At 61.4% G+C, this 22,614-nt stretch carries 26 protein-coding genes; 14 read left to right on the top strand and 12 right to left on the bottom strand.

The annotated features are described in order from the left end of the window. Positions 1-76: 76 nt before the first annotated feature. The 3 genes from ACSPX5_RS01235 to ACSPX5_RS01225 all read left to right on the top strand — a co-directional run bounded on the left by ACSPX5_RS01235 (position 77) and on the right by ACSPX5_RS01225 (position 3,098). On the top strand, positions 77-676 hold the full coding sequence (locus ACSPX5_RS01235; RefSeq protein ID WP_323159887.1) for a short chain dehydrogenase: 600 nt from the start codon (positions 77-79) through the stop codon (positions 674-676). Between the two features lie 59 nt (positions 677-735). Then, a complete protein-coding gene (locus ACSPX5_RS01230; RefSeq protein WP_169429156.1) occupies positions 736-1,389 on the top strand; it encodes a COG3650 family protein in 654 nt (217 codons plus the stop codon). Positions 1,390-1,484: 95 nt separating this feature from the next. After that, complete coding sequence (locus tag ACSPX5_RS01225) at positions 1,485-3,098, top strand: NAD(P)/FAD-dependent oxidoreductase (protein WP_207866663.1); 1,614 nt, start codon at positions 1,485-1,487, stop codon at positions 3,096-3,098. Between the two features lie 137 nt (positions 3,099-3,235). Here ACSPX5_RS01225 and ACSPX5_RS01220 read toward each other — a convergent pair whose 3' ends face one another. After that, positions 3,236-4,330, bottom strand: a complete 1,095-nt coding sequence (locus tag ACSPX5_RS01220) for a PLP-dependent cysteine synthase family protein (RefSeq protein ID WP_439820799.1) — start codon at positions 4,328-4,330, stop codon at positions 3,236-3,238. A gap of 246 nt (positions 4,331-4,576) precedes the next feature. Between ACSPX5_RS01220 and nhaA the strand changes: the two genes are divergently transcribed. From nhaA to ACSPX5_RS01195, 5 genes are all read left to right on the top strand, one after another. Further along, a complete protein-coding gene (nhaA, locus tag ACSPX5_RS01215; RefSeq protein ID WP_169429153.1) occupies positions 4,577-5,764 on the top strand; it encodes a Na+/H+ antiporter NhaA in 1,188 nt (395 codons plus the stop codon). A 133-nt stretch (positions 5,765-5,897) separates the two neighbouring features. Continuing rightward, the gene (locus tag ACSPX5_RS01210) at positions 5,898-7,070 is read left to right on the top strand and encodes an S-type pyocin domain-containing protein (protein WP_439820798.1); all 1,173 of its coding nucleotides are present in this window, start codon (positions 5,898-5,900) and stop codon (positions 7,068-7,070) included. A 17-nt stretch (positions 7,071-7,087) separates the two neighbouring features. Further along, positions 7,088-7,336 carry a pyocin S6 family toxin immunity protein gene (locus ACSPX5_RS01205; RefSeq protein ID WP_439820797.1) on the top strand — a complete coding sequence of 83 codons (249 nt, stop codon included), beginning with the start codon at positions 7,088-7,090 and terminating at the stop codon, positions 7,334-7,336. 3 nt (positions 7,337-7,339) lie between these two features. Next, positions 7,340-7,570, top strand: coding sequence for a DUF7683 domain-containing protein (locus ACSPX5_RS01200; protein ID WP_439820796.1), 231 nt, complete (start codon positions 7,340-7,342; stop codon positions 7,568-7,570). Between the two features lie 36 nt (positions 7,571-7,606). After that, on the top strand, positions 7,607-7,861 hold the full coding sequence (locus tag ACSPX5_RS01195; RefSeq protein ID WP_439820795.1) for a colicin E3-like toxin immunity protein: 255 nt from the start codon (positions 7,607-7,609) through the stop codon (positions 7,859-7,861). A 63-nt stretch (positions 7,862-7,924) separates the two neighbouring features. Here ACSPX5_RS01195 and ACSPX5_RS01190 read toward each other — a convergent pair whose 3' ends face one another. Beyond that, positions 7,925-8,389 carry a glycine zipper 2TM domain-containing protein gene (locus tag ACSPX5_RS01190; protein WP_024776354.1) on the bottom strand — a complete coding sequence of 155 codons (465 nt, stop codon included), beginning with the start codon at positions 8,387-8,389 and terminating at the stop codon, positions 7,925-7,927. Between the two features lie 168 nt (positions 8,390-8,557). On the opposite strand from ACSPX5_RS01190, the gene ACSPX5_RS01185 reads away from it, so the two are divergent. Further along, positions 8,558-8,794, top strand: coding sequence for a hypothetical protein (locus ACSPX5_RS01185; RefSeq protein WP_085712943.1), 237 nt, complete (start codon positions 8,558-8,560; stop codon positions 8,792-8,794). A 5-nt stretch (positions 8,795-8,799) separates the two neighbouring features. Here ACSPX5_RS01185 and pdxH read toward each other — a convergent pair whose 3' ends face one another. From pdxH to dinG, 5 genes are all read right to left on the bottom strand, one after another. Next, positions 8,800-9,447, bottom strand: coding sequence for a pyridoxamine 5'-phosphate oxidase (gene pdxH / locus ACSPX5_RS01180; protein ID WP_169429149.1), 648 nt, complete (start codon positions 9,445-9,447; stop codon positions 8,800-8,802). A gap of 24 nt (positions 9,448-9,471) precedes the next feature. Then, positions 9,472-10,575, bottom strand: coding sequence for an OmpA family protein (locus ACSPX5_RS01175; protein WP_323159892.1), 1,104 nt, complete (start codon positions 10,573-10,575; stop codon positions 9,472-9,474). 113 nt (positions 10,576-10,688) lie between these two features. Beyond that, the gene (locus ACSPX5_RS01170; protein WP_323159893.1) at positions 10,689-11,834 is read right to left on the bottom strand and encodes a serine hydrolase domain-containing protein; all 1,146 of its coding nucleotides are present in this window, start codon (positions 11,832-11,834) and stop codon (positions 10,689-10,691) included. A gap of 94 nt (positions 11,835-11,928) precedes the next feature. Beyond that, entirely contained in the window at positions 11,929-14,286 is a 2,358-nt protein-coding gene (locus ACSPX5_RS01165; RefSeq protein ID WP_207866669.1) for a beta-galactosidase, read from the bottom strand. Between the two features lie 95 nt (positions 14,287-14,381). Further along, a complete protein-coding gene (gene dinG, locus ACSPX5_RS01160; protein WP_169429145.1) occupies positions 14,382-16,526 on the bottom strand; it encodes an ATP-dependent DNA helicase DinG in 2,145 nt (714 codons plus the stop codon). Positions 16,527-16,625: 99 nt separating this feature from the next. Between dinG and ACSPX5_RS01155 the strand changes: the two genes are divergently transcribed. Then, positions 16,626-17,090, top strand: a complete 465-nt coding sequence (locus ACSPX5_RS01155; RefSeq protein WP_169429144.1) for a CopD family protein — start codon at positions 16,626-16,628, stop codon at positions 17,088-17,090. A gap of 45 nt (positions 17,091-17,135) precedes the next feature. Here the strand turns inward: ACSPX5_RS01155 and ACSPX5_RS01150 are convergent, their stop codons facing one another. The 4 genes from ACSPX5_RS01150 to ACSPX5_RS01135 form a co-directional block, all read right to left on the bottom strand. Next, positions 17,136-17,894, bottom strand: coding sequence for a collagen-like protein (locus ACSPX5_RS01150; protein ID WP_169429143.1), 759 nt, complete (start codon positions 17,892-17,894; stop codon positions 17,136-17,138). Beyond that, complete coding sequence (locus ACSPX5_RS01145) at positions 17,887-18,165, bottom strand: DUF1145 domain-containing protein (protein ID WP_134825709.1); 279 nt, start codon at positions 18,163-18,165, stop codon at positions 17,887-17,889. Before ACSPX5_RS01145 ends, ACSPX5_RS01150 begins: the two co-directional genes overlap by 8 nt. A 163-nt stretch (positions 18,166-18,328) precedes the next feature. Further along, the gene (locus ACSPX5_RS01140; RefSeq protein ID WP_134825708.1) at positions 18,329-19,051 is read right to left on the bottom strand and encodes an OmpA family protein; all 723 of its coding nucleotides are present in this window, start codon (positions 19,049-19,051) and stop codon (positions 18,329-18,331) included. 88 nt (positions 19,052-19,139) lie between these two features. Then, positions 19,140-19,835 (bottom strand): OmpA family protein, encoded by a 696-nt coding sequence (locus tag ACSPX5_RS01135; RefSeq protein ID WP_207866671.1) that lies wholly within the window; start codon positions 19,833-19,835, stop codon positions 19,140-19,142. Between the two features lie 199 nt (positions 19,836-20,034). Between ACSPX5_RS01135 and ACSPX5_RS01130 the strand changes: the two genes are divergently transcribed. From ACSPX5_RS01130 to ACSPX5_RS01115, 4 genes are read left to right on the top strand one after another with little or no spacing between them, the layout of a single operon-like run. Further along, the gene (locus ACSPX5_RS01130) at positions 20,035-20,532 is read left to right on the top strand and encodes a DUF6231 family protein (protein WP_323159896.1); all 498 of its coding nucleotides are present in this window, start codon (positions 20,035-20,037) and stop codon (positions 20,530-20,532) included. A gap of 4 nt (positions 20,533-20,536) precedes the next feature. Next, complete coding sequence (locus ACSPX5_RS01125) at positions 20,537-21,013, top strand: YchJ family protein (protein ID WP_169429139.1); 477 nt, start codon at positions 20,537-20,539, stop codon at positions 21,011-21,013. A 41-nt stretch (positions 21,014-21,054) separates the two neighbouring features. Then, positions 21,055-21,540: an LEA type 2 family protein gene (locus tag ACSPX5_RS01120; RefSeq protein WP_169429138.1), complete on the top strand. Its 486-nt coding sequence runs from the start codon at positions 21,055-21,057 to the stop codon at positions 21,538-21,540. Positions 21,541-21,545: 5 nt separating this feature from the next. Beyond that, a complete protein-coding gene (locus ACSPX5_RS01115) occupies positions 21,546-21,749 on the top strand; it encodes an SEC-C metal-binding domain-containing protein (RefSeq protein WP_003198420.1) in 204 nt (67 codons plus the stop codon). A gap of 149 nt (positions 21,750-21,898) precedes the next feature. On the opposite strand, the gene ACSPX5_RS01110 is transcribed toward ACSPX5_RS01115, so the two are convergent. Further along, positions 21,899-22,456: a cysteine hydrolase family protein gene (locus ACSPX5_RS01110; RefSeq protein ID WP_169429137.1), complete on the bottom strand. Its 558-nt coding sequence runs from the start codon at positions 22,454-22,456 to the stop codon at positions 21,899-21,901. Positions 22,457-22,614: the final 158 nt, after the last annotated feature.

Below are 22,614 nucleotides of genomic sequence, written 5' to 3'. Positions count from 1 at the left end.
TTGCCCATTAGCGCGCTTATCAGCGAAAAAAACCACTCTAGACTGAAAGCTCGTTCAATCACTTGAGGCAAGTACGATGAAAATTCTGTTGATCGGCGCCGGCGGCACCATCGGTTCGGCGGTGGACAAAGAACTGTCACAGCGTCACGAAGTCATTCGCATCGGCCGCAGCAGCGGCGATTTCCAGGTGGACATCAGCGACAGCGCGTCGATCCGCAAGCTGTTCGAACAGACCGGCAAGTTCGACGCGCTGGTGTGCGCCGCCGGCAACGTGACCTTCGCCCCGCTGAGTGACATGACCGAAGCCAGCTTCGCCCTCGGCCTGAAAGACAAACTGATGGGCCAGGTCAATCTGCTGCTGATCGGTCGCGAATTTGCCAACGACGGTGCATCGTTCACCTTCACCACCGGCGTGCTCAGCCACGACCCGATCCGCAGCGGTGCCTCGGCTGCACTGGTGAACGGCGCGCTGGACAGCTTCGTCCGCGCCGCCGCTATCGAGCTGCCACGCGGCCTGCGCGTGAACTCGATCAGCCCGACCGTTCTGGTGGAAGCCATGGGCAGCTACGCCCCGTACTTCCGCGGCTACAAGCCGGTTCCCGCAGCGGATGTGGCATTGGCCTACGCCAAAAGTGTCGAAGGCTTGCAGACAGGTCAGACATTTCACGTGGGCTAAACCCTTGTGATGAACGGTCAGCCTGCGTAACGTGACGGCACTTGTCTGGAGAGCCGAAGATGCGTGTTGCCCGTTCCTTGATCGTTGTTGCCCTGCTCCCTCTGTTTGCCGCGTGCCAGTTGTTCGACGGTGCGCGGACAAGCGCCTCCCACGTCGGCCAGACGCGGATGCAGGGACAACTGACCGCGGCCGACGGCAAACTGGTGTTCCAGGCCTGCGGCGAGCAGCGCCAGTACGTGATCAACGACGTCGGCGGCACCAGCGTCCTGCAGGAGGCCGCCACCCTGGCCGATCAACAGGGCAAGCTCTTCGCCGACGTACGCGGCAAGATCGCCGGTGATCGTCTCGACCTGACCCAGTTGTACCGCGTCGAACGTTCCGGCACTGCCTGTGACGACCCTAACTTCAAACAAATGATCCTGCGCGCCGCCGGCCATGGCCCGGAATGGAACGTCAAGGTCAGCGGCAAAGGCATGGTCATCGACCGCGAAGGTCAACCACCGCTGGCAGTGCCTTACGTCGAAGAACAGTTGGGCGACGGTCGTTTCAACCTCAGCAGCGAAGCCAACAACCAGCGCATCGAGCTGTGGGTGGCGCCGCAGCGGTGCGTCGACAGCAACACCGGCAGCGTGCAGCACATGAGCGCCGAACTGCGTATCGACGGCAAGGTGCAGCGCGGTTGCGGGTATTTCGGCGGTTCGCGCAACGACTGATCGTTTAACCCTCACGGGATCCGGCCGTTGCGGCTTATAATCGCCGCCTTCAAACGCCCTGGCGCAGTTGTGCGCCCCGCGAACCGGATCCTGTCATGTTACGAATCACTGAACTCAAGCTGCCGATCGACCATCCCGACGAAGACCTGCGCGCCGCCATCGTGCAGCGCCTGGGCATTGCCAGCGATGAGCTGCTCGATTTCACCTTGTTCAAGCGCAGCTACGATGCGCGCAAAAAGTCCTCCGAACTGTGCTTCATCTACACCATCGACCTCGAAGTGCGCGACGAGGCCAAGGTACTGGCCAAGTTCGCCGATGACCGCAACGTCAACGTGGCGCCGGATGTCAGCTACAAATTCGTCGGCCAGGCGCCAAGCGACCTGAGCCAGCGCCCGATCGTGGTCGGCTTCGGTCCGTGCGGGATCTTCGCCGGCCTGCTGCTGGCCCAGATGGGCTTCAAGCCGATCATCCTCGAACGTGGCACCGAAGTGCGCCAGCGCACCAAAGACACCTGGGGCCTGTGGCGCAAAAGCGTGCTCAACCCCGAGTCCAACGTGCAGTTCGGTGAGGGCGGCGCGGGCACGTTCTCCGACGGCAAGCTGTACAGCCAGATCAAGGACCCGAAGTTTCTCGGCCGCAAGGTGCTGCACGAATTCGTCAAGGCCGGCGCACCGGAAGAAATCCTCTACGTCAGCAAGCCGCACATCGGTACGTTCCGCCTGACCGGCATGGTCGAGACCATGCGCGAAGAGATTCGCGCCCTGGGTGGTGAAGTACGCTTCCAGGAGCGCGTCACCGACGTGCTGATCGAAGACGGCCAACTGGTCGGCGTCGAGCTGGCCAGCGGCGAAACCCTGCATTCGAAACACGTGATCCTGGCGCTGGGCCACAGCGCCCGCGATACCTTCCGCATGCTGCACAGCCGTGGTGTGTTCATGGAAGCCAAGCCGTTCTCGGTGGGTTTCCGCATCGAGCACCCGCAATCGCTGATCGACCGTGCGCGGCTGGGCAAGTATGCCGGTCACCCCAAGCTGGGAGCCGCCGACTACAAACTGGTACACCACGCCAAAAACGGCCGTTCGGTCTACAGCTTCTGCATGTGCCCGGGCGGCACCGTTGTCGCTGCGACCTCCGAGCCGAATCGTGTGGTCACCAACGGCATGAGCCAGTACTCGCGTAACGAGCGCAACGCGAACTCCGGCATCGTCGTCGGCATCACCCCGGAAGTCGATTACCCGGGCGGCCCGCTGGCTGGCATCGAGTTGCAGGAGCGTCTGGAATCCCACGCCTTCATCCTCGGCGGCAGTGACTACAAGGCGCCGGCGCAATTGGTTGGCGACTTCATCAACGGCACGCCGTCCACCGAGCTGGGCGAGGTTGAACCTTCGTACAAGCCGGGCGTGGCACTCGGGGATCTGGCCCTGGCGCTGCCGGACTTTGCCATCGAGGCAATCCGTGAGGCGTTGCCTGCGTTCGAGAAGCAGATTCGCGGCTATTCGCTGCACGATGCGGTGCTGACCGGGATCGAGACGCGGACTTCGTCGCCGCTGCGGATCACGCGTAACGAATCGCTGCAGAGCATGAACGTGAAGGGTCTGTTCCCGGCCGGTGAAGGTGCGGGGTATGCGGGCGGGATTCTGTCGGCGGGCGTTGACGGGATTCGCATTGCCGAAGCTGTGGCGCGTGACATCCTGGGCCTGAAAGACTGATTCGCAATACCTGAAACAATGCAAAAAACTGTGGGAGCGAGCCTGCTCGCGATTGCGGACTGACATTCAACAGAAATGTTGATTAATCTACCGCTATCGCGAGCAGGCTCGCTCCCACATTGGTTTGTGCGTTTCTCTCAGATATTGGCGCGCAGAACCGAGGCTGGCAGCGCCTCACCCTTCTCGGCACTTGCTGCCACAGCCGCCATCAATCCCTCCAGCTCATAGCCCTGTGCCTTGAGCCACGCCTGATCGTAATACGTGTCTGCGTAGCGCTCGCCGCCATCGCACAGAATCGCCACGATCGACCCCGACTCCCCCGCCGCTTTCATCTGCTGCGCCGCCATCAGCGCGCCGATCAGGTTGGTGCCGCTCGACCCACCCACATGCCGACCCAGACGCTGCGCCAGGTAATGCATGGCCGCCAGCGACAAGGCATCTGGCACCTTGACCATCGCATCGATCACCTTCGGCAGGAACGACGCCTCCACCCGTGGCCGGCCGATGCCTTCGATCCGCGAACCGTGGTCCAGACGCAGGCTGGCATCACCGGTCTGGTAAAAATCGAAGAACACCGAACGCTCGGCATCGGCGCACAGCACGCGGGTGCAGTGCTGGCGATAGCGCACGTAACGGCCGAGGGTCGCGGTGGTGCCGCCGGTGCCGGGGCTGGAAATCAGCCAGGCCGGGCAAGGGTGCTGCTCGTAGCGCATCTGCTGGAAGATCGACTCGGCGATGTTGTTGTTCGCCCGCCAGTCGGTGGCGCGCTCGGCGTAGGTGAACTGGTCGATGAAGTGACCGTCGTGCTCGCGGGCCAGGCGTTCGGATTCGGCGTAGATCTGGGTTGGATCGTCCACTAGATGACTCTGGCCACCGTAGAACGCGATCTGGGCAATCTTCTCCTTGGACGTGGTCGCCGGCATCACCGCAATGAACGGCAACCCCAGCATCCGCGCAAAGTACGCTTCGGAAATCGCCGTTGAACCGCTGGACGCCTCGATCACCGGCTTGCCGGGCTTGAGCCAGCCGTTACACAAGGCGTAGAGAAACAGCGAACGGGCCAGACGGTGCTTGAGGCTGCCGGTGGGATGGCTGGACTCGTCCTTGAAATACAAATCGATACCCGGGAACCCCGGCAGCGGCAAGGGGATCAGGTGCGTGTCGGCGCTGCGCTGAAAGTCAGCCTCGATGATCCGGATGGCTTCGCGGGCCCACTGTCGGTTGTCGCTCATGGCTGTTGTTCTCGTTGAATCGGGCAGAAGTGCCTTCACAGGCTCAGCCCCCAAGCTTAGGAAAAATCCTGCCGCACTGACAGATACAGCTGAGCTTCAATACCTTTGGCAACTGCTAGGCTCTGCTGCAGGTCTGGCAGGCGCCTTGTAACCATATATAACAAAAAAGAATATAACTTTTGTTTTAACAACTAACAGTACGGGTTAGGGTGTCCCACCTTTTGACTTTATCGATGGAGAGCGACCTTGCCTCTGCGTAGCACTTTCACGCGTTTCTTTCAGTTGGAAGCTGCCAGCGGTCTGTTACTGATCGCCGCGGCCATCCTGGCTCTAATCATCAACAACTCGCCGCTGTCGTGGCTGTACACCGGCCTGCTCGACACCCCGGTGGTCGCGCAGATCGGCGCGTTGAAAATCGCCAAACCCCTGCTGCTGTGGATCAACGACGGCCTGATGGCGCTGTTCTTCCTGCTCATCGGCCTGGAAGTGAAGCGCGAAGTGCTCGACGGCCAGCTGTCGAAACCGTCGCAGATCGTCCTGCCCGGCGCGGCGGCCATTGGCGGCATGCTGGTGCCGGCGCTGATCTACTGGTTCCTCAACCGTGACAACCCGGCCGCCCTCGATGGCTGGGCGATCCCCACCGCCACCGACATCGCCTTCGCCCTCGGCGTGCTGGCCTTGCTCGGCAAGCGGGTGCCGGTGTCGCTGAAGCTGTTCCTGATGACCCTGGCGATCATCGACGACCTCGGTGCCATCGTGATCATCGCGATCTTCTATTCCGGCGAACTCTCGACCCTGTCGCTGGGTCTGGCGGCGGCGTGCATTGCGGCGCTGGTGGCGATGAACCGGCTCGGGGTGGTCAAGCTCGGGCCGTACATGATCATTGGACTGATCCTGTGGGTCTGCGTGCTCAAGAGCGGTGTCCACGCGACGCTGGCCGGCGTGACCCTCGCGTTCTGCATCCCCCTGCGCACCAAAAACGCCGAGCCTTCGCCGCTGCTGACCCTCGAACACGCCCTGCACCCATGGGTGGCCTACGGCATCCTGCCGCTGTTCGCCTTTGCCAATGCCGGCCTGTCGCTGACCGGCGTTACCGCCGAAAGCTTCACCCACCACGTGCCGATGGGCATCGCCGTCGGCCTGTTGCTGGGCAAGACTGTCGGTGTATTCGGTCTGACCTGGCTTGCCGTGAAAACCGGCATCGCCGCCCTGCCCCAGAACGCCAACTGGGGTCAGGTGCTGGGCGTGGCGATCCTGTGCGGGATCGGCTTCACCATGAGCCTGTTTGTCGGCTCCCTCGCCTTCGTGCCGGGTGCCAGTGAATACGCCGGGATGGACCGGATGGGCATTCTCACCGGCTCGGTGTTCGCGGCATTGATCGGTTATGCGGTGACGTTGGCGGCAAGCAGAAAGAACACCGCGCTGCCTTCCTGATACGCCATGGATCGCCGTAGCGAACAATCTCCACGTCTTTAGAGACGCGTCCTACAGCCACGATTTTCCTGCTTCGTTAACGTCGTGCAGCCCCTTTCTAGGGGCTGTCGATGCATGAACGAAAGGACAATCAGTGGCTGGTCAAAAGGACATTCCCCGGGTTCCCAACCCACCGGCAGGCGACGGGCATCACGTCACCTACCGCTACATGACGGCCACCGAACTGGCCGATCAGGACGAGCGACAAAACAAGTACGACGCCATGCTGGCGCGGCAGGAGGCCTTCGAGCGCAGCCGCGAGGTTGCTGCGAATAAACCCGAGCCGGTGCGTGCCGGCTGTGTGTTTGCCAAGTCCTGCAAATTGCCGGACGCGATCATCGATTACTCGAATCCTTCGGGAATGGTCCCCACCGACAGCCTTAAAGATTACGGCGATCTGATCCTGCTCGGCGGCCGAGAAGCCGATGACAGCGGCGGCGTTCCACTCAAGAAAATCAGCGGCACCGCCATCCCGGCAGGACTGGGCACCTTCGCCCTTGCGGGTGAAGCATTCAAGGCATTGCCCGCGATGGCCTCCACTGCCGTCATCACCCCGCTGGTCGGGCTGGTGGCGATGTTCATGCCATCGAACCTGGGCGACAGCGCGCTCTATACCGAAGACCAGTTGCTTGCCCTCAAGCAGGCTCGAACCCGCGTGCGCTTGCATGTCGAACAACAGGCCGACGGCAGCCTCAAGGGTTACGGCTTCTACACCGGCAAGAACCGCGACTGGGAAATGGTCGATGTCGCGCAGTTCACCGCACGCGGTAACCGCTTTGTCGCAGACCTCGGCGAAGGCATCGAGCTGATCTGGACGCCTGCCGTGGACGGCTCCGACATCCTCGGCATCCCCACGCTGGAAGCCGCTCCGCAGGCACCGCATATCTGGGTGTACCCACCGACGAAAGCGGCGGACGGGATTCTGGTGAACCCGGTTTATCCGCCGGAGTATCGGGATTTCATTTTGGTGTTTCCGGCGGATTCTGGAGTTCGGCCGCTGTACATAGTGGTTGCACGTCCGGTTTCTGGGGATCATGTCTATCATGTTCCACCGGACGTTCTACCGGCCTTTCCCGATGCTGTACTCGTTCGTAAAAAAAGCCATCGCAAGCGCTGGGAAAGCAAGAAACGCATTTACGAGTGGGACTATCAACACGGAGCCGTCGAGGTTTACAACTGGGAAGGAGACCATCTCGGTGAGTTCGATATACACACAGGCGAAAAAACTGGCAAAGCAAGATCTAAACGACGCACCTCAACAAAATAACAAATGAGAGTTCAACTATGATTTTTATCGCCCTTACTGGCTTTTTCCCTGAACCGAACCCGGACAATTCATTGCAGTATCAGAAAACCGTACCACAAGCTTTAGAGCTGGATATTCTTAACGTTATGGGATGGTCATCCTTAAAAGACGTCCCGATGGGCGAGCATGAATTAACCGAAACACAAGCCAGAGCGGCGATGAAAATCATTGGCTCCCCCTTCAGGAACGACTTGATGTACTGCATGGGACTTTGCAGTGAAGGCTGAACCTTGAGATTTTTAGTAGAAGCTTTTGACAAAAAAACAGACTTCCAGGCTTTCGTAATTGAGTTGCCTGCGGGATGTGACGAGCAGATAAAAGCCATCATGGGTTGGACCAAGGAGCAACACGGCTGGGAAGGTTACGATTTAAGTCCCCAGCACATACAAGCGATCGAAAAGCTTATAGGCAGTTCAATTGTGAATCCGGATTTTTACTTCCAATTGACATGCAATGTATAAAAACACTCTACGTCGCGAGAGTTCTAGGAGAAACTTGTGGGTTTGAAAATCAGCCTCGATTGGTATGACAAAGAAACTAGTCACGGCGTCGGAGAAGAGTTATCGAAAGACTTCGGTGACGATGGCTCCGTGATCGAGGCGCTGGGCATTCCAATAGAAAACAACATAAACAACGGTGGATTTAACGTTACCAACGACTGGGTAAGTATTCTTCAAACTCATTTCAGTCATGCCATCAATTTAAATTTGTATGACTACCAAGTTCCCTTCGACTACTGCGATCACTGGTAAACACCAAACAAAAAACCCCGACCAGTCACCTGATCGGGGTTTTCCTTTACCGCTCTTTCCCGCTTAGTGCGAAACGCGGCTGGTCCCGCCAACAGTCGAAATCCGCACGCGCTCACCGACGCGGAACACTTCATTCTCCTGCACTTGCTGCACGTAGGCGCGCATGCTGCCGTCGTCTTCGCGCACGGTGATTTCAACACCTTGAGTACGGGTCAGGCCTTCTTCGGTGGCGGAACCGATCAGGCCGCCGGCCACGGCACCGATAACGGCTGCCACGATGCTGCCACGACCACCGCCGATGGCGCTGCCGCCGACACCGCCGACCACTGCACCGGCTGCGCCGCCGATCGGGGTCTTGGTGCCTTCGATTTTCACCGGACGCAGGGATTCGATGGTGCCCATGCGAATCGTCTGCACGCGACGCGCTTCGTCACGGGAGTAGGAGTCACCGGTCAGGCTCGATTGGCAGCCGGTAAGCAACATCGCCATCGTGGAAAAGGAAGCAACCAGCAGAACAGACTTACGCATAGGATCAACTCCAAAGGACAGGTATTTATTAAACTCCGCAGCTTGACGCCTGTCACGGCGCCGCCCGGATAAATTTGGTTTCATTCAGGTCCGGTACAGGGCCTCCACGAACTCACCCAACAGTAGCGCCAAAATACATAGCTTGCGCCGCCGACCCCAAGGATTTTCATGGATTACTTCATCATCGTCGTCACAACCGTCGCCGGTTTGTACTTCCACTGGTGGTTGTACGTGCGGATCAAACGCTGGATGGACCGCGATCTGGCATTGTCGCTGGCCGGCAAGGATGAAGGCAAACGCGCCTACATGCTCGAACGGCTGGCGCAAGCCCGATCGCAGAAGATCAGGCGTCGGGACCTGCCGAAGTGGCTTGAGGCCGCTGCGGCAGGCTATCCCGCTCGGTAGACTGCTTAAGGTGCCAGACGTTCAAGAATCCAGTCGGCGCCCTGCAAACGGTAGTTGAGGCGATCGTGCAGGCGGCTGGCGCGCCCCTGCCAGAACTCGATGCGCTCCGGGAGCAAACGGTAACCGCCCCAGTGTTCCGGGCAATCGGGCTGGGTGTCGGTGAAGCGCTGCTCGGTAGCCTTGAGCAATTCTTCCAGTTCCCCCCGGCCATTGATCACCCGGCTCTGCGGTGAAGCCCAGGCGCCCAGTCGGCTGCCCAAAGGTCGCACCTGATAATAGGCGTTGGACTCTTGCGGCGTGACCTTCACCACCCGCCCTTCGATGCGCACCTGGCGCTCCAGGGTCGGCCAGAAGAACGTCATGGCCGCGAACGGATTCGCGGCCAGATGCTGACCTTTGGCACTTTCGTAGTTGGTGAAGAAGGTGAAGCCCTGCTCGTCCAGACCCTTGAGCAGCAGAATGCGGCAGTGCGGACGCCCGTCCGCATCGACCGTGGCCAGGGTCATGGCGTTGGCCTCCACTGGCGCCTGCTCGGTTTTCACCGCGTCGGCGAACCACTGGTGGAACAGCGCAAAAGGCTCGACCGGGGCTTGCGCCTCGGTCAGGCCATCCCGGGTGTAATCACGACGCATATCTGCCAGAGCCTGGGTCATGGCGCATTCCTTTTCGTTAGCGGATCACTGTTTTGCCGCATCGGTCGCAGCGACTTTCTTGTCGGTTGCGGCGGCTTTGGCTGGAGCGGTTTTCTTCGCCGGGGTCTTCTTCGCTGGCGCCTTGGCTGCGGCCTTCTTGGCCGGTGCTTTTTTGGTGGCAGGGACAGCGGCTTTCTTCGCAGCAGGTGCCGGGGTTACAGGCTTGGCGACTGGCTTGACGTCCTGAGCGGCAACCATGGTCACCGGCTTCGGTGCTGGCATGTTGTACTTGCTCAGCAGCGCAACCATGGTGTTCTGCGGGGTCACCAGCAGTTCGACGCGACGGTTCAGGGCGCGACCTTCAACACTGTCGTTGGCGGCACGCGGTGCCTCGGAGCCCATGCCGCGCAACATCAGACGATCACGCTGCAGGCCACTCAGACGGAAGATCGCCGCCACCGACTGGGCACGCTCCTGGCTGAGTTTGGTGTTGTCCGGTGCTGCACCGGTATTGTCGCTGTGACCCAGTACCAGCACAGCAGTTTTCGGGTCAGCTTCGAGGATCTTGGCGATATTGGTGAACGGACTCAGGGTCACCGGCAACAGCATGGCCGGGCGTTTCGGGTTGAACGAACCTTCAACCGGCGCGATCACCACGAGGACGTTTTCACGGCGCTCGAATTGCAGGTTGCTGCCCTTGATCGCGTCACGCAGGCGTGGCTCGTAGTCGTCGAGCCAGGCCTGGGTCACTTTCGGGTCGGGCATCGGCACAGCTTTGGCGGTGTCCTGAGACTTGCCGCCGAACGGCCACCACCACTTGCTGCCGGTATCGGCATCGGCCTTGGCGACAACGGCAGGCTTGGTCTCCGTTTTTACTTCGGGCTTCACGTCGGCTTTGGCCTTGTCTGCCGAATCGTCGGAGCCGAACGGCCAGTACCAGTGGCTGCTGCTCTCGGTCTTGGCGAGCGGTGCAGTAGCGGCTGGCTTTACCGGTGCAGGTGCGGGTGCAGGCGTCGGCTCCTTGGCCGCGACCTTGTCGGACGAGCCGAACGGCCACCAGCTGCCGCCATCGGCGTCATTCTTCGGAGTCTGTGCACAACCGGTAATCGCGAAACACAGGGCCAGAGCGAGAGTTTGTTTGGACGACATTGGAAACCCACAAAAATTAGTAATGGACAATCAGAGGACTTTCGCCCGGATAAACAGACGCTTTGAATCGAAAAACCGTATGAGGTTCCGGCCCTGGATCCTCTGGTAACGCTTTACAGACAAGTGGCAAGTACCCGCGCCAGCTTCTGCGCGCGCGGATCCATCAAGACGTACGGCCCCAGGGTATTTGTCACAAAACCGAAGGCCACATCGTGCTCCGGATCAGCAAAACCGATGGAACCGCCCGCGCCTGGATGACCGAACGCCCGCGGGCCGAGGCCGTAAGTGGCGTTTGGTACATCAGGTTGGTCGAGCATGCAACCGAGACCGAAACGGGTGCGGGTCAGCAAGGTCTTGTCCTCGCCGAGGCTGTGTTCCCGGGTCAGTTCGTCGAGCATTTCGCTTTCCAGCAGGCTGCCGTCGAGCAGACCGGCATAGAACCCGGCCAGACTGCGCGCATTGCCGTGGCCGTTGGCCGCCGGTTGCTGCATGCGCCGCCATTCCGGTTTGTTGGTGCTGGTGAGCACCGACGGCGGATTGGTGAAGGCGCGGGTGGTCATCGCGGTCGGCTCACGCATGGTCACTTGCAACAGGCGCTGGGCGGCGGCATCGCCGACATTGCCTTTGCCACGGGCGATATGCGCGACGCGGTAGAACTCCTCGTCGGCCAGGCCGACATGGAAATCCAGCCCAAGCGGTCTGGCGACCCGCGCCACAATGGATTCACCCGGCCCGCGACCATCGGCCCGGCGCAGCAACTCGCCGATCAGCCAGCCGTAAGTGATGGCGGCATAACCGTGACCGGTGCCCGGCGTCCACCATGGTGCTTCGGCCGCGAGGGCGTCGACCATGGTCTGCCAGTCATACAAGGCTTCAGGGGCCAACAGTTCGCGCAGGGCCGGCAGACCGGCCTGATGGCAGAGCAATTGGCGCAGGGTCACGGATTCCTTGCCGGCCGCGGCGAACTCCGGCCAATAGCGGGCGACCGGCGCATCGAGTTGTAACTTGCCTTCGGCCACCAGTTGCAGCGCAGTGACCGCGGTGAAGGTCTTGGTGCAGGAGAACAGGTTGGCGATGGTGTCGCTGTGCCAGGCTTCGCTGCCGTCCTTGTCGGCGGTGCCGGCCCAGAGGTCGAGGACGGTTTCCCCGCCGACCCGGATGCACAACGCGGCGCCACGCTCCTGGGGATCGTCGAACAGTGCCGCGAAAGCTTCGCGCACCGCTTCGAATTGAAGCTCGTAATGTCCCTGAATCTGCACCCGCAACTCCCCCGCGAAAACGCTCTACAAAGTGGCCCGCATTGTTCCAGCCCTTGAGGGATTTGGGAACAGCGGCGGGCCGGGCGGTCCTGCCTTAATGACCGTTTCCGGAGTGCCCGCCGGTATGACCGGCGCCCTGCCCCGGGCCTTTGCCGGCCTCGCCCTTGCGGCCGCCTTCGGTCTCGTGGTCGACCTTGTCCGCTGCCGCCGCGGCTTTCTCGGCTGCTTTCCCGAGCTGATCGAGGGTCGCCAGATTGCTCTTGCGCACCGTTTCGACGAAGCCCTGGTATGGCAGATCAGTCACGCCGACCAGACCGAAGTGGCCGTTTTCGCCATCAAGCAGGCGACCGGTCACCGGTTGGTCGAGGTACTGGAACCAGTGCACGCCGACAATCGACGGTTCGCTCAGCGCCTGCTTGAGGAAGTTGGCATACGCCGGACCACGGTCTTCTTCCTTGCTCAACGGCGTCACGCCGCCCCAGAACGGGCCGCGATCGGTGGAGCCGAAGTTGAACTCGGTGATCAGCACCGGTTTGTCGAGGCTGCGCAGCGCGGCGAAGTCATAACCGTCCTGCGGTTTCAGGGTGTACATGTTAAAGCTCAGCACGTCGCAATACTGCGCACAGGAGGCCACGGCTTCCGGCGTGCTGATGGCGAAGCGACCGCCCAGCAGCAACTGGTTCGGCGCGTGCCATTTCAGCGAATCGGAAATGGTCTTGAAGTAGGTGTCGGCGAAGACTTTCTGGAAGTATTTGAAGTCAGCCTCGATTTCCGGGTGTTCCGGATTCGGCAGCGGCGCTTCGAAACCAGGGTCTTCCATCAATTCCCACGCCGGCAGATCGATACCCCAGGCTTTCGACAGCCCGGCCTGATTGCGGTATTTGTCGCGCAATTGCTTGAGAAACGCACGCTTGGCGGGTACGTCGGTGGTCATTTTCAACGTGCCGTAAGCCAGCGCATAACGCGACTTCGGATCATCACCGGGACCGGCCCAGGCCAGTTCGTTGTCGGCAAAATAGCCGATCAGCCACGGATCATCACGGTGATCGCGGGCGGCAATCGCCACGGCGCGTTCGGTGGCCATGGCGAAACGCGGATCGAACGGGTCAGGCATGCCGCCCCACCAGTCGTTACCGGTACTGATGCTGGTGTAATCGCCGACGATCGACAGCGGCAAGGTGTAAGGCACACGCTCGGCGTCGCCCAGTTGCGGTGCGCTCCAGTTGCCGACGGTGTTGAAGCCCCACGCCTGCAAACGGTCGAGGGTATGGCCGGTCCACTTCTGCTCGTCGATGGCGGCCTTGCATGGCGCAGCAGGCGCAGGCTCAGTCGCCGCCGGGGTCACGCAAGGTTCGCCGTACAGGCGCTGCAGGTTGGCACCATAGAAGTCATACCAGCGTCCGTTGCCGTAGCCACGGCCCTGATCGGCTCCGTTGCCGCCACGGTTGTCGCCTTCACCGAAGTGACGGGCCAGTGGCTCGTCGGGTTTGGGCAGGGACTCGAACATGTACTCGCGGCCAGCCACGTAGGTCTGGTTGACCTCGGGGCTGACCGTGTTCACGCCCAGGGAATAGAACGGATGCCCCTCAGGCGTCACCAGATACCAGCGACCGTCGAGTTTTTCGGTGCGGAAGAAGCCGCTGGCCTTGAACGCAGGCCCCTTCTTCAAACCACCGAATGTGTCCAGCGACGACTTTTCGCGCTCGGCCAACCAGGTTTTCAGCTGTTGCTGTTCCTTGGCCGCGGCGGATTTCAGCTGTTCGTCATTGGCGACTTTCTCCGGCCACTTGTTGCGGGTCGACTGGCCGTAGGCGTCCACCAGATTGCCGTAGGCGGCCTTGATCACATCGCCCTCGTCCTGCACGCCGAAACGCTCCAGCAACAGACTTTGCGCGGCTTTCGGCTGATCCATCGACAGGCTGACGGATACCACCTGGCTGCGATCCAGCTCACCGGAGCTGCTGGCCAGCAGAATGCGCTGCCCGTCGACCGTCATCGGCATCAACGGGCCAGCCTTCATGCCCTGGCTCAGCGGCGAGGTCGCGGTCAACGGCACGAGCAAGGTCTGCGCCGGGCCGGCCGGCAGATCGACGCGGCTGACCAGGGTCTTGCCGTCGTTGCTCTGGATTTGTACGTAAACGGTCACCGCCCAGTTCATCGCGCTCTGGATGCGCAGGCTCATCATGCCGGACTGCGACCAGTCCCAGGCGCCGGTCTGTGGGGACAGACGCAAGGTCGGGCGGGCCGTCGGATTGAACGTCACTCGGCGCAGCACTTCGCCTTCGGGGGTCTGCTCGGCGTTGGCTTGCGGCAGGTCGGCGTTTTCGGTCGCCACTTTCACCACATCGGCGGGGCGGACAAAATTGAACAGGGTCTGCTGGCCGGCAGGCGCCGCCAGCAAAGGCGCAGCGAAAACCAGGGCAAAAATGGCAGGCAACGAACGACGAATCATGAGAACGGAATTCTCCCTAACGACCCGCATGGGCCAATGGAAAAGCAATGACAGAGAGATAGACAACGCGGCGGGCAAAACTGCCCACCGATGTCTCAGGATATTTCACGACGGAAAGGCGGCAACGCATTGAGGATCGCCTTGCCGTAGCGCTGGGTGACCAGTCGCCGATCCAGCAAGGTGATGGTGCCGCGGTCTTCCTCGGTGCGCAGCAGACGACCACAGGCCTGAACCAGCTTCAGCGAGGCATCGGGCACCGAGATTTCCATGAACGGATTGCCGCCCCGGGCTTCGATCCATTCCGACAGTGCGGCCTCGACCGGATCGTCCGGCACCGAGAATGGAATCTTGGCAATCACCACGTGTTCGCAATAGGCCCCCGGCAAGTCCACCCCTTCGGCAAAACTGGCGAGGCCGAACAGCACGCTGGAATCACCGCCATCGACCCGCGCCTTGTGCTTGTTCAGGGTTTCCTGTTTCGACAGGTTGCCTTGAATGAACACTTGCTTGCGCCAGTCGCGGTCGAGGCCGTCGAACACGTCCTGCATCTGTTTGCGCGAAGAGAACAGCACCAGACTGCCGCGAGAGCCTTCGACCAGTTCCGGCAGATCACGGATGATCGCGGCGGTGTGGGCGGCGGCATCACGCGGGTCGGCCTTCAGGTCCGGCACCCGCAACACACCGGCATCGGCATGATGGAACGGACTCGGCACCACGGCGGTGACGGCTTTTTTCGGCAGACCGGCGCGCATGCGGAAACGGTCGAACGTGCCGAGCGCGGTCAACGTCGCCGAGGTTACCAGACAGCCGTAAGCCACATTCCACAAGCTGCGGCGCAGGGTTTCGGCGGCGAGAATCGGGCTGGCATTGACCTCGATGTCGAACAGCGAACCGCTTTCGGCGAGGGTCAGCCAGCGGGCCATCGGCGGGTTGTCTTCCGGGTCTTCGGCGGTGAACGCGGTCCACAGCTCCCAGTTGCCGGATGCACGGGACAACAGGCTGCCGAACAGTGGATACCACTCTTCGGCCTGGTTGCTGGCGATGCCGATGTTGACCTCGCCATCCATGCCTTCCTTGAGCAGGTCGGTCAGACGGGTGAACAGGTCGTTGAGACGTGAGTAGCCTTTCTTCAGCTCGATACCCATCTCGCGCATGTGCTCGGGAATCACCCCGCCAATGAAGCGATGGCGCGGGCGCTCGCGACCTTCGACATCTTCACCGGGCTTGAAATCGGCGATCTGTTCGCAGGCGGTGAACATGAATTGCTGCTGGGTCTTGATCTCCCGCGCCAGCTCCGGCACCTGCTCGATCAGTTTGCCGAGGTCCCCCGGCAACGGATGCTGGGCCAGCAGTTTGGTGAGGTTCTTGGCGGTGGTTTCCAGCCAGTCGGCGGTGGAGCGCAGGCGCGTGTAGTGGGCGAAGTGGCCGATGGCCTTGTCCGGCAGGTGATGGCCTTCGTCGAACACATAAATGGTGTCGCGCGGATCCGGCAGAACCGCCCCGCCGCCCAGCGCCAGGTCGGCCAGCACCATGTCGTGGTTGGTGACGATCACGTCGACCTTGCCCATGCCTTCGCGGGCCTTGTAGAAGGCGCACTGGCCGAAGTTCGGGCAATGACGGTTGGTGCACTGACTGTGATCGGTGGTCAGGCGCGCCCAGTCGGCGTCTTCCAGCGCATTGGGCCAGCTGTCGCGGTCGCCGTCCCATTTATTGCCGGCGAGCTTTTCGATCATGCTGGTAAAGAGCTTCTGGCTGGCCTCATCGACCTCGATCTTGAAGCCTTCTTCTTCGAACAGCTGTGCGGTAGCGGTCTGTGCGTGGCCTTCCTGCAGCAGCATGTCGAGCTTGGACAGGCACATGTAGCGGCCACGGCCCTTGGCCAGGGCGAAGCTGAAATTCAGCCCGCTGTTGCGCATGAGGTCGGGCAAGTCCTTGTAGACGATCTGCTCCTGCAGGGCGACGGTCGCGGTAGCGATCACCAGGCGTTTGCCCGCCAGTTTGGCCGTCGGGATCGCCGCCAGGCTGTAGGCCACGGTCTTGCCGGTACCGGTGCCGGCTTCCACCGCGACAATCGCGGGGTCGCCACTGCGCCGGCCTTCGTCGTCGGTGTCGATATCCCCGAGGACCTTGGCGACTTCAGCGATCATCAGGCGCTGGCCGTAACGCGGCTTGAGGCTCTTGGCCTCTAGAAAACGCGAGTAGGCGCCCTGGATCGTGGTTTTGAGTTCAGTGCTGATCATTGAGTGTCGGGCGCTAAAAACGCTGGATAAATTTTCAGTGGTTCGGATGGGGGGCTATCATACCCCGCGAATCAATCCTGCGCAGATCGGAGTACCCCAATGACACCTTTTAGCCTCGTTTACCCCATCCATGTACTGGCCGCGCTGGTGTGGGTCGGCGGTATGTTTTTCGCCTGGATAGTGCTGCGCCCTGCGGCCGTGAAGGCGCTGGACGGGCCTGGGCGCCTGACGCTCTGGGTGGAAGTGTTTCAAGGTTTTTTCCGCTGGGTGTGGGGAGCGGTGATTCTGTTGCCGGTGACCGGGGTGGGCATGTTGCATCTGCAGCACATCGGCTTCGAGACCGCGCCGAAGTACGTTCAGGTGATGATGGGCTTGTACGTGGTGATGACCGCGCTGTTCATCCGGGTTCAGGGGCTGATGCTGCCGGAACTGCGCACGGCGGTGCAGGCGAAGGATTGGCCGGCAGGTGCGGCGGTGCTGGGTCGGATTCGCAAGGTGGTGGGGTTCAACCTGCTGGTCGGGGTGGTGCTGGTGGCCGTGGCTGCTGCGCGGCCGATGATTTGACTGTGATCGCCCCCGCGCACGGCGCGGGGGCGATCAGTTGACAGATTACAGGCGCTGCACCGTCACAGAACCTGCCGCACCCGCAGGCCCCGGCTGCCCGTCAGCCCCCGGCTTGCCGCTCTTGCCGCCATCGGCGCGATAGACCAGGCAGCCCTTGGACTTGCCACCGGCCCCCGGTTTGCCACCAGGCCCTGCCGCGCCGCCGGCACCACCGGCGACGTCGACCTTGATCAGCTCCGCCGGAAACTCCCGCGGCACTTCCAGCCGCACCAGCGCGCCCGGCGCACCGGGCTGGCCGTTGCTGCCATCACTGCCGTCGAAACCATGCCCGGCCTGGCCCCAGGTGCAGCCCGGTTCCTGACCGTTAGCCCCGTCAAGCCCGACGAAACCCGGCGCTCCGGTGCCGCCACGGGCATCGACGATCAGCCGCGGAGCCTCCAGCGCCTTGAATTGCAGGTTCAGGTTACGCCCGGCACGGGCCGCCTTTTCATAAGTGCCCGGTGCGCCTCGCGCCGTGATCCGGCTACCGTCGGCAAACCGGGCGCGGATGACTTTCATGTCCAGCGCCTGATCGCCCGGGACGATGGCAATACGCGCCTCGTGGCCCAACTGCAATTCGCCGACACTCAATTCGGTCACGTTCGATGGCACCAGCAAAGTGCCGTAATCGGCGACCACCAGTTTTTCCACCTGCAGCGTGCTGGCCGTGTTGGGCAGACGCATCAGGGAGTTGGCTTCGACACTGACCACCTGGGCACAGGCCAGCGGACTGATGAATGCAGCGAGCAGGCAAAGTTTACGCATGGGAAGCCTCCGGAGCGGCCGGGGCCGGGATGGTTTGCAGGTGGAAAACGCCGAACAGCAGAACACGGCCACGATCACGCCATGGGTGCGGCCGACCCTTGAGGCTGGCGTTGCACAGCAGCACTTCAAGGAGGTGGATGGCCAGCAGCAGGACGCCAGCCACATTGACCAGCAGATGCAACGGATGAACAAACGGCACCAGCTGATTGGCCAGTACCACGCAGCAGAACACCAGGGTCAACAATCGCCCCAGCCCACAGAACACCTTCATACGCTCCCCCGTGTTGCGAATTATTCTTTGGGCGCACAGTAACGGCTTCCGTACGGGATAAGCCAGAGGGGCAAATAAAAAAGTTCCGGGCACTCGTCGGATGGCTGCCGGTCCGACGATGATCGTCGACCGACAGCTCTAACCTGCGGACTACAGAAGATTCCTAGCGATTGATGTGCAACTCCACGCGACGGTTTTGCGCGCGCCCCTCTTCGGTTTCGTTGTCGGCAACCGGTTCGCGCTCGCCACGTCCTTCACTGGTGAGTTTTTCCGGCGCCAGCCCCTGGCTCAACAGATAGGCCGCCACACTGCTTGCACGACGCTCCGAAAGGGCCTGGTTGTAGGCATCGGTCCCCTTGCTGTCGGTGTGGCCGATCACCTTGATGCTCACCACATCGGCATTGCGCAGTTTGTCCATCAGCGCATCGAGCTGGCTTTTCGCGGCCGGGGTCAGGTCAGACTTGTCGAACGCGAACAGCACGTTTCCAGCATCGCTCAGGGTGATGACTTCGGATTGCGGGGCCGGTTCGGCCGGTTTTTCAGTGACCGGGTATTGCGGCAACGGACAGCCACGGTGGTCGACCGGGGTGTTGGCCGGGGTGTCAGGGCAACGGTCGCGGCGGTCGAACACGCCATCGCCGTCCTCGTCGCCATCCTGGGCATAACAGATCAGCCCGCCGGTGAGGATACCCAGTGCCGCACCGCCTGCGGCCCAGCCACCGTTTTCAATGGCGCCGAGACCGCCGCCGACCAGTCCGCCAATGACGCTGCAGATCGGCCAGGTACGTTGATTGAGGGGGGCAGTGCCATCGCTGTGGGTAGCGCAGCCGGTCAACAGGCTGCCTGCCAGCAGCACCGGTAAGACGGACCGTGAGAGAACACTCATATGAAAGCTCCTGTGTTACCGGCCCATACCGGTTACACAGGAGTAAAGACCCGCATCCGCGACTGCACAAGCCGCGGATGCGAGGGCGTCAACGCTCGATTTTGATTTCCGTGCGACGGTTGAGCGCGCGGCCATCGGCGGTTTTGTTATCCGCCACTGGCTGGCTTTCACCGGCACCGGTCACCGAAACGAAGCTGGCGCGCGGCACACCTTGCTGAATCAGATATTCCACCACCGAGTGCGCGCGACGATCCGACAGTTTTTTGTTGTAGGCATCGCTGCCGACGCTGTCGGTGTGGCCAGTCACGGTCAGACGCGCCGTGGACGATTCCTGTTTCAGGCGCGTGGCGACCTTGTCGAGTACTTGCTTGTCGGATGGCGTCAGGTTGGCCTTGTCGAACTGGAAGTGCACATCGCGGATGACGATGGTTTCTTCCTTGACCACTACAGCCTCTTCAACCACTGGCGCAGGGGCCGGGAATGGGCAGCCGTCTGCGTCGACCTTGGTGCCGCGAGGCGTGTGCGGGCACTTGTCGCGACTGTCCGGCACACCATCGCCGTCTTCATCGCCATCACCGTGCACCCAGCAATAGGCCGCTGCCGTGCCACCGACCAGCAACGCGCCGTAACCGGCCCAGGCCGAGCTTTCCGTCGCCCCGAGCCCCGCGCCGACGACACCACCGACTGCCGCACAGGTCGGCCAGTCGGTTTTCTGCAAACCTGCGCAACCAGTCAACACACTGGTTAGCAGAACCAAGGGTAATGCTGTCCGAACTATGCTCATCTAGTTTTCTCCTGAGGGATCGGCTTAGAACCGATTCAGGGAGTAAAGACCGGAGTTTTAATCTCCGCCAGCAATAGGCCACTGGTCTTTGCGAGCGTGTTCACAGGACTTCGAGGCATTTGCCGCAAACCCGCGGAACAGAGATCTAGGCCTCGACGCTCGGGCAGGCTAGTCTTGGCGCTCTGATTGAGGAGCTTCGATGAACGTCGCGATTTCTTCCCGCACGCCACAGCAGGCACTGGCCGCTCTGCTCGACCGCTACGCCCCGGCACGTCTGCTGCTGATCGGCGCCAGCGAATTTCCGGCGCTGGCCGCTTTCAAGGACGCGCATCCGGATACCTGCGTCGCTCACGCCGCGCCCGGTGCGTTGCCGGCAGAACTGGCGGCGCGCCGTTTCGACCTGGCGCTGGTGGTGGATTGCCTGGAACATTTGCCCAAGCGCGATGGCCTGAATCTGCTCGGCGGAATCCGCAACCTCAACGCCAGCCGCATCGCCGTGCTGGCCGACCTGACGGCCAGCGGCTGGCAGGAAACCGATTTCTATTCGCTCGCCCTTCAGGCCAGCGAACGCTTTGCCCGGGATGAACAGGTGCTGACGCTGTTCACCTATGATCTGCTTGACTACAAACAAGTCCCCGACTGGCTCAACTCTCGGTTCTGGGCCAATCCGGAAAACTTCGGGAAATACTGGTGGTAATGCCATGAGTACAGCCATTTGCCCCTGCGGCAGCGGCAACCTGCTGGATGCCTGCTGCGGCCATTATCACGCCGGCCATCCGGCACCGTGCGCCGAAGCCCTGATGCGTTCGCGCTACAGCGCCTACGTGCTGGGCCTGATCGATTATCTGGTGACGACCACCCTGCCCGCCCAACAGGCCGGGCTCGATCGCCAGTCGATCAGCAACTGGAGTGCATCGAGCACCTGGCTCGGCCTCAACGTGGAAAGTTCGGAGGTCTTCGGCGGCCAGCCGGAACACGCCTTCGTCACCTTCACCGCCCGCTGGCATGACAGTCAGGGTGAGCACAGTCACCGCGAGCGCTCCTCGTTCGTACAAAACAGCGGGCGCTGGTACTTCATCGACCCGACCGTACCGCTCAAGGTCGGGCGCAACGATGCCTGCCCTTGCGCCAGCGGGCAGAAGTTCAAGAAGTGCTGCGCGGGGTATTTCGGCGCGTAGGGTGAGCGGCGACTAGACTGGGCGCAAAAGGGAGTTCTGCGATGGTCGGTCAATGGCGCATATTCAAAGCCTTCACACTGCTGCTGTTTCTGGGGCTCGGCGGCTGTGCCTCATGGTTCGCCGACGACACCCTCGACCCTGCCGTGCATCTGGTGAAGGTAGAAGTGGTGCGGGCCAAACTGCTCGAACAGAAATTCATCCTGCACTTTCGCATCGACAATCCCAATGACAGCGAGCTGACCGTGCGCGGCCTGGAATACCGCGTACATCTGGCTGACATGCTGCTGGCCGAGGGCGAGCATGAACACTGGATCACCGTCGGCGCCAAAAGCAGTGCTTTTTATAAGGTGCCGATCCGCACCAACCTGTGGCCGAAGGTCAAGGACGTGGTGAAAATGCTGAAGAATCCGCACCAGCAGGTTCCCTACCGCCTGCAAGGCGAAATGGAAACCGGTTTATTCATCGCTCACTACGTGCACCTGGAACGCAATGGCGTGATAATCCCCGCCGATTTGATTACGGAGTGACCCCGATGACCCAGCAACCTCATGTCCATGGCCCAGACTGCAACCACGATCATGACCATCACCATGATCACGACCATGGCCATGTCCACGGCCCGAACTGCGGCCACGCTCACCAGGAACCGGTGCGCAATGCCCTGAAAGACGTCGGCCGCAACGACCCTTGCCCGTGCGGCAACGGCAAGAAATTCAAGAAGTGCCACGGCGCTTGATGTTTCAGGCGAAGAATCTCTTCGCCTGAAACACCGCCTTCGCGAGCAAGCCCGCTCCTACAGTAGATCGCATTCCTTCTGACGGAATGCAGTCAAATGTGGGAGCGGGCTTGCTCGCGAAGGGGGCCGGCCTAATCATCAAAGGCTTTTCAGCCAGCCGCCAGAATCCGCACCGAACTGACCACCGTCGCATACTCCCCGTGCAGATTCCCCAGCGACATCCCGTGCACCTCTTCAGCCGAACGCGGCGTGCCGAAATAGTCGGCCTTGTCGAAGGTAAAGCACGCATCCTCCGCTACCCACGTATCAAACCCCAGATTGCCCGCCGTGCGCGCCGTGGACTCCACCGAGTTGTTCGTCGCCACGCCGACAATGACCAATTGCCCGATCCCGGCTTCACGCAACTTCACTTCAAGCTTTGTTGCACAAAACGCGTCCGGCACCTGTTTCTGGATCAGCCATTCCCCGTCCTGCGGCAAAAACCTTTCCTGAAATTCCACGCCTGACTGCTCGGGCCAGAACACCGAATCCGGTGAGCGCGACAGGTGCTGCACGTGGATCACCGGCCGCCCGTTGCGCCGCCAAAAGCCCAGCAGATCGAGGATCCGTTCTTCGGCCGACGGATTATTCCGCCGCCCCAGACGCGGCTCCAGAATGCCTTTTTGCTGGTCGATGATGATCAGTGCAGCGTTGGCCTTGAGCTCCATGGCGATTCTTCTCACGCGGGATTATTGAATTCCCGAACTTAAGCATCACCTCCTGTGACTAAGCAAGCTATCGATCTGCGTGAGCGGGAAGAAATAACCGCTTGCCCCGCTTGCGCGGCCCCCTCCTGCTCACTAACGTAGCGGCTTTATTGCGCCCC

Source organism: Pseudomonas sp. HLG18, assembly GCF_051903985.1.
Lineage (GTDB): Bacteria > Pseudomonadota > Gammaproteobacteria > Pseudomonadales > Pseudomonadaceae > Aquipseudomonas > Aquipseudomonas fluorescens_BT.
Note: the sequence above shows the minus strand (reverse complement) of the source record. Positions and strands in the feature narration are given on the sequence as shown.

Bases quoted from the DNA above. Each gene is read 5' to 3' on its own strand.
- ACSPX5_RS01220 (WP_439820799.1), bottom strand. From the start codon at position 4,330: ATGAGCGACAACCGACAGTGGGCCCGCGAAGCCATCCGGATCATCGAG.
- ACSPX5_RS01225 (WP_207866663.1), top strand. From the start codon at position 1,485: ATGTTACGAATCACTGAACTCAAGCTGCCGATCGACCATCCCGACGAA.
- ACSPX5_RS01235 (WP_323159887.1), top strand. From the start codon at position 77: ATGAAAATTCTGTTGATCGGCGCCGGCGGCACCATCGGTTCGGCGGTG.
- pdxH (WP_169429149.1), bottom strand. From the start codon at position 9,447: ATGACCCAGGCTCTGGCAGATATGCGTCGTGATTACACCCGGGATGGC.
- ACSPX5_RS01185 (WP_085712943.1), top strand. From the start codon at position 8,558: ATGGATTACTTCATCATCGTCGTCACAACCGTCGCCGGTTTGTACTTC.
- ACSPX5_RS01135 (WP_207866671.1), bottom strand. From the start codon at position 19,835: ATGAGCATAGTTCGGACAGCATTACCCTTGGTTCTGCTAACCAGTGTG.
- ACSPX5_RS01110 (WP_169429137.1), bottom strand. From the start codon at position 22,456: ATGGAGCTCAAGGCCAACGCTGCACTGATCATCATCGACCAGCAAAAA.
- dinG (WP_169429145.1), bottom strand. From the start codon at position 16,526: ATGATCAGCACTGAACTCAAAACCACGATCCAGGGCGCCTACTCGCGT.
- ACSPX5_RS01155 (WP_169429144.1), top strand. From the start codon at position 16,626: ATGACACCTTTTAGCCTCGTTTACCCCATCCATGTACTGGCCGCGCTG.
- ACSPX5_RS01125 (WP_169429139.1), top strand. From the start codon at position 20,537: ATGAGTACAGCCATTTGCCCCTGCGGCAGCGGCAACCTGCTGGATGCC.
- ACSPX5_RS01190 (WP_024776354.1), bottom strand. From the start codon at position 8,389: ATGCGTAAGTCTGTTCTGCTGGTTGCTTCCTTTTCCACGATGGCGATG.
- ACSPX5_RS01120 (WP_169429138.1), top strand. From the start codon at position 21,055: ATGGTCGGTCAATGGCGCATATTCAAAGCCTTCACACTGCTGCTGTTT.
- ACSPX5_RS01130 (WP_323159896.1), top strand. From the start codon at position 20,035: ATGAACGTCGCGATTTCTTCCCGCACGCCACAGCAGGCACTGGCCGCT.
- ACSPX5_RS01165 (WP_207866669.1), bottom strand. From the start codon at position 14,286: ATGATTCGTCGTTCGTTGCCTGCCATTTTTGCCCTGGTTTTCGCTGCG.
- ACSPX5_RS01145 (WP_134825709.1), bottom strand. From the start codon at position 18,165: ATGAAGGTGTTCTGTGGGCTGGGGCGATTGTTGACCCTGGTGTTCTGC.
- ACSPX5_RS01230 (WP_169429156.1), top strand. From the start codon at position 736: ATGCGTGTTGCCCGTTCCTTGATCGTTGTTGCCCTGCTCCCTCTGTTT.
- ACSPX5_RS01150 (WP_169429143.1), bottom strand. From the start codon at position 17,894: ATGCGTAAACTTTGCCTGCTCGCTGCATTCATCAGTCCGCTGGCCTGT.
- ACSPX5_RS01140 (WP_134825708.1), bottom strand. From the start codon at position 19,051: ATGAGTGTTCTCTCACGGTCCGTCTTACCGGTGCTGCTGGCAGGCAGC.
- ACSPX5_RS01205 (WP_439820797.1), top strand. From the start codon at position 7,088: ATGATTTTTATCGCCCTTACTGGCTTTTTCCCTGAACCGAACCCGGAC.
- ACSPX5_RS01175 (WP_323159892.1), bottom strand. From the start codon at position 10,575: ATGTCGTCCAAACAAACTCTCGCTCTGGCCCTGTGTTTCGCGATTACC.
- ACSPX5_RS01115 (WP_003198420.1), top strand. From the start codon at position 21,546: ATGACCCAGCAACCTCATGTCCATGGCCCAGACTGCAACCACGATCAT.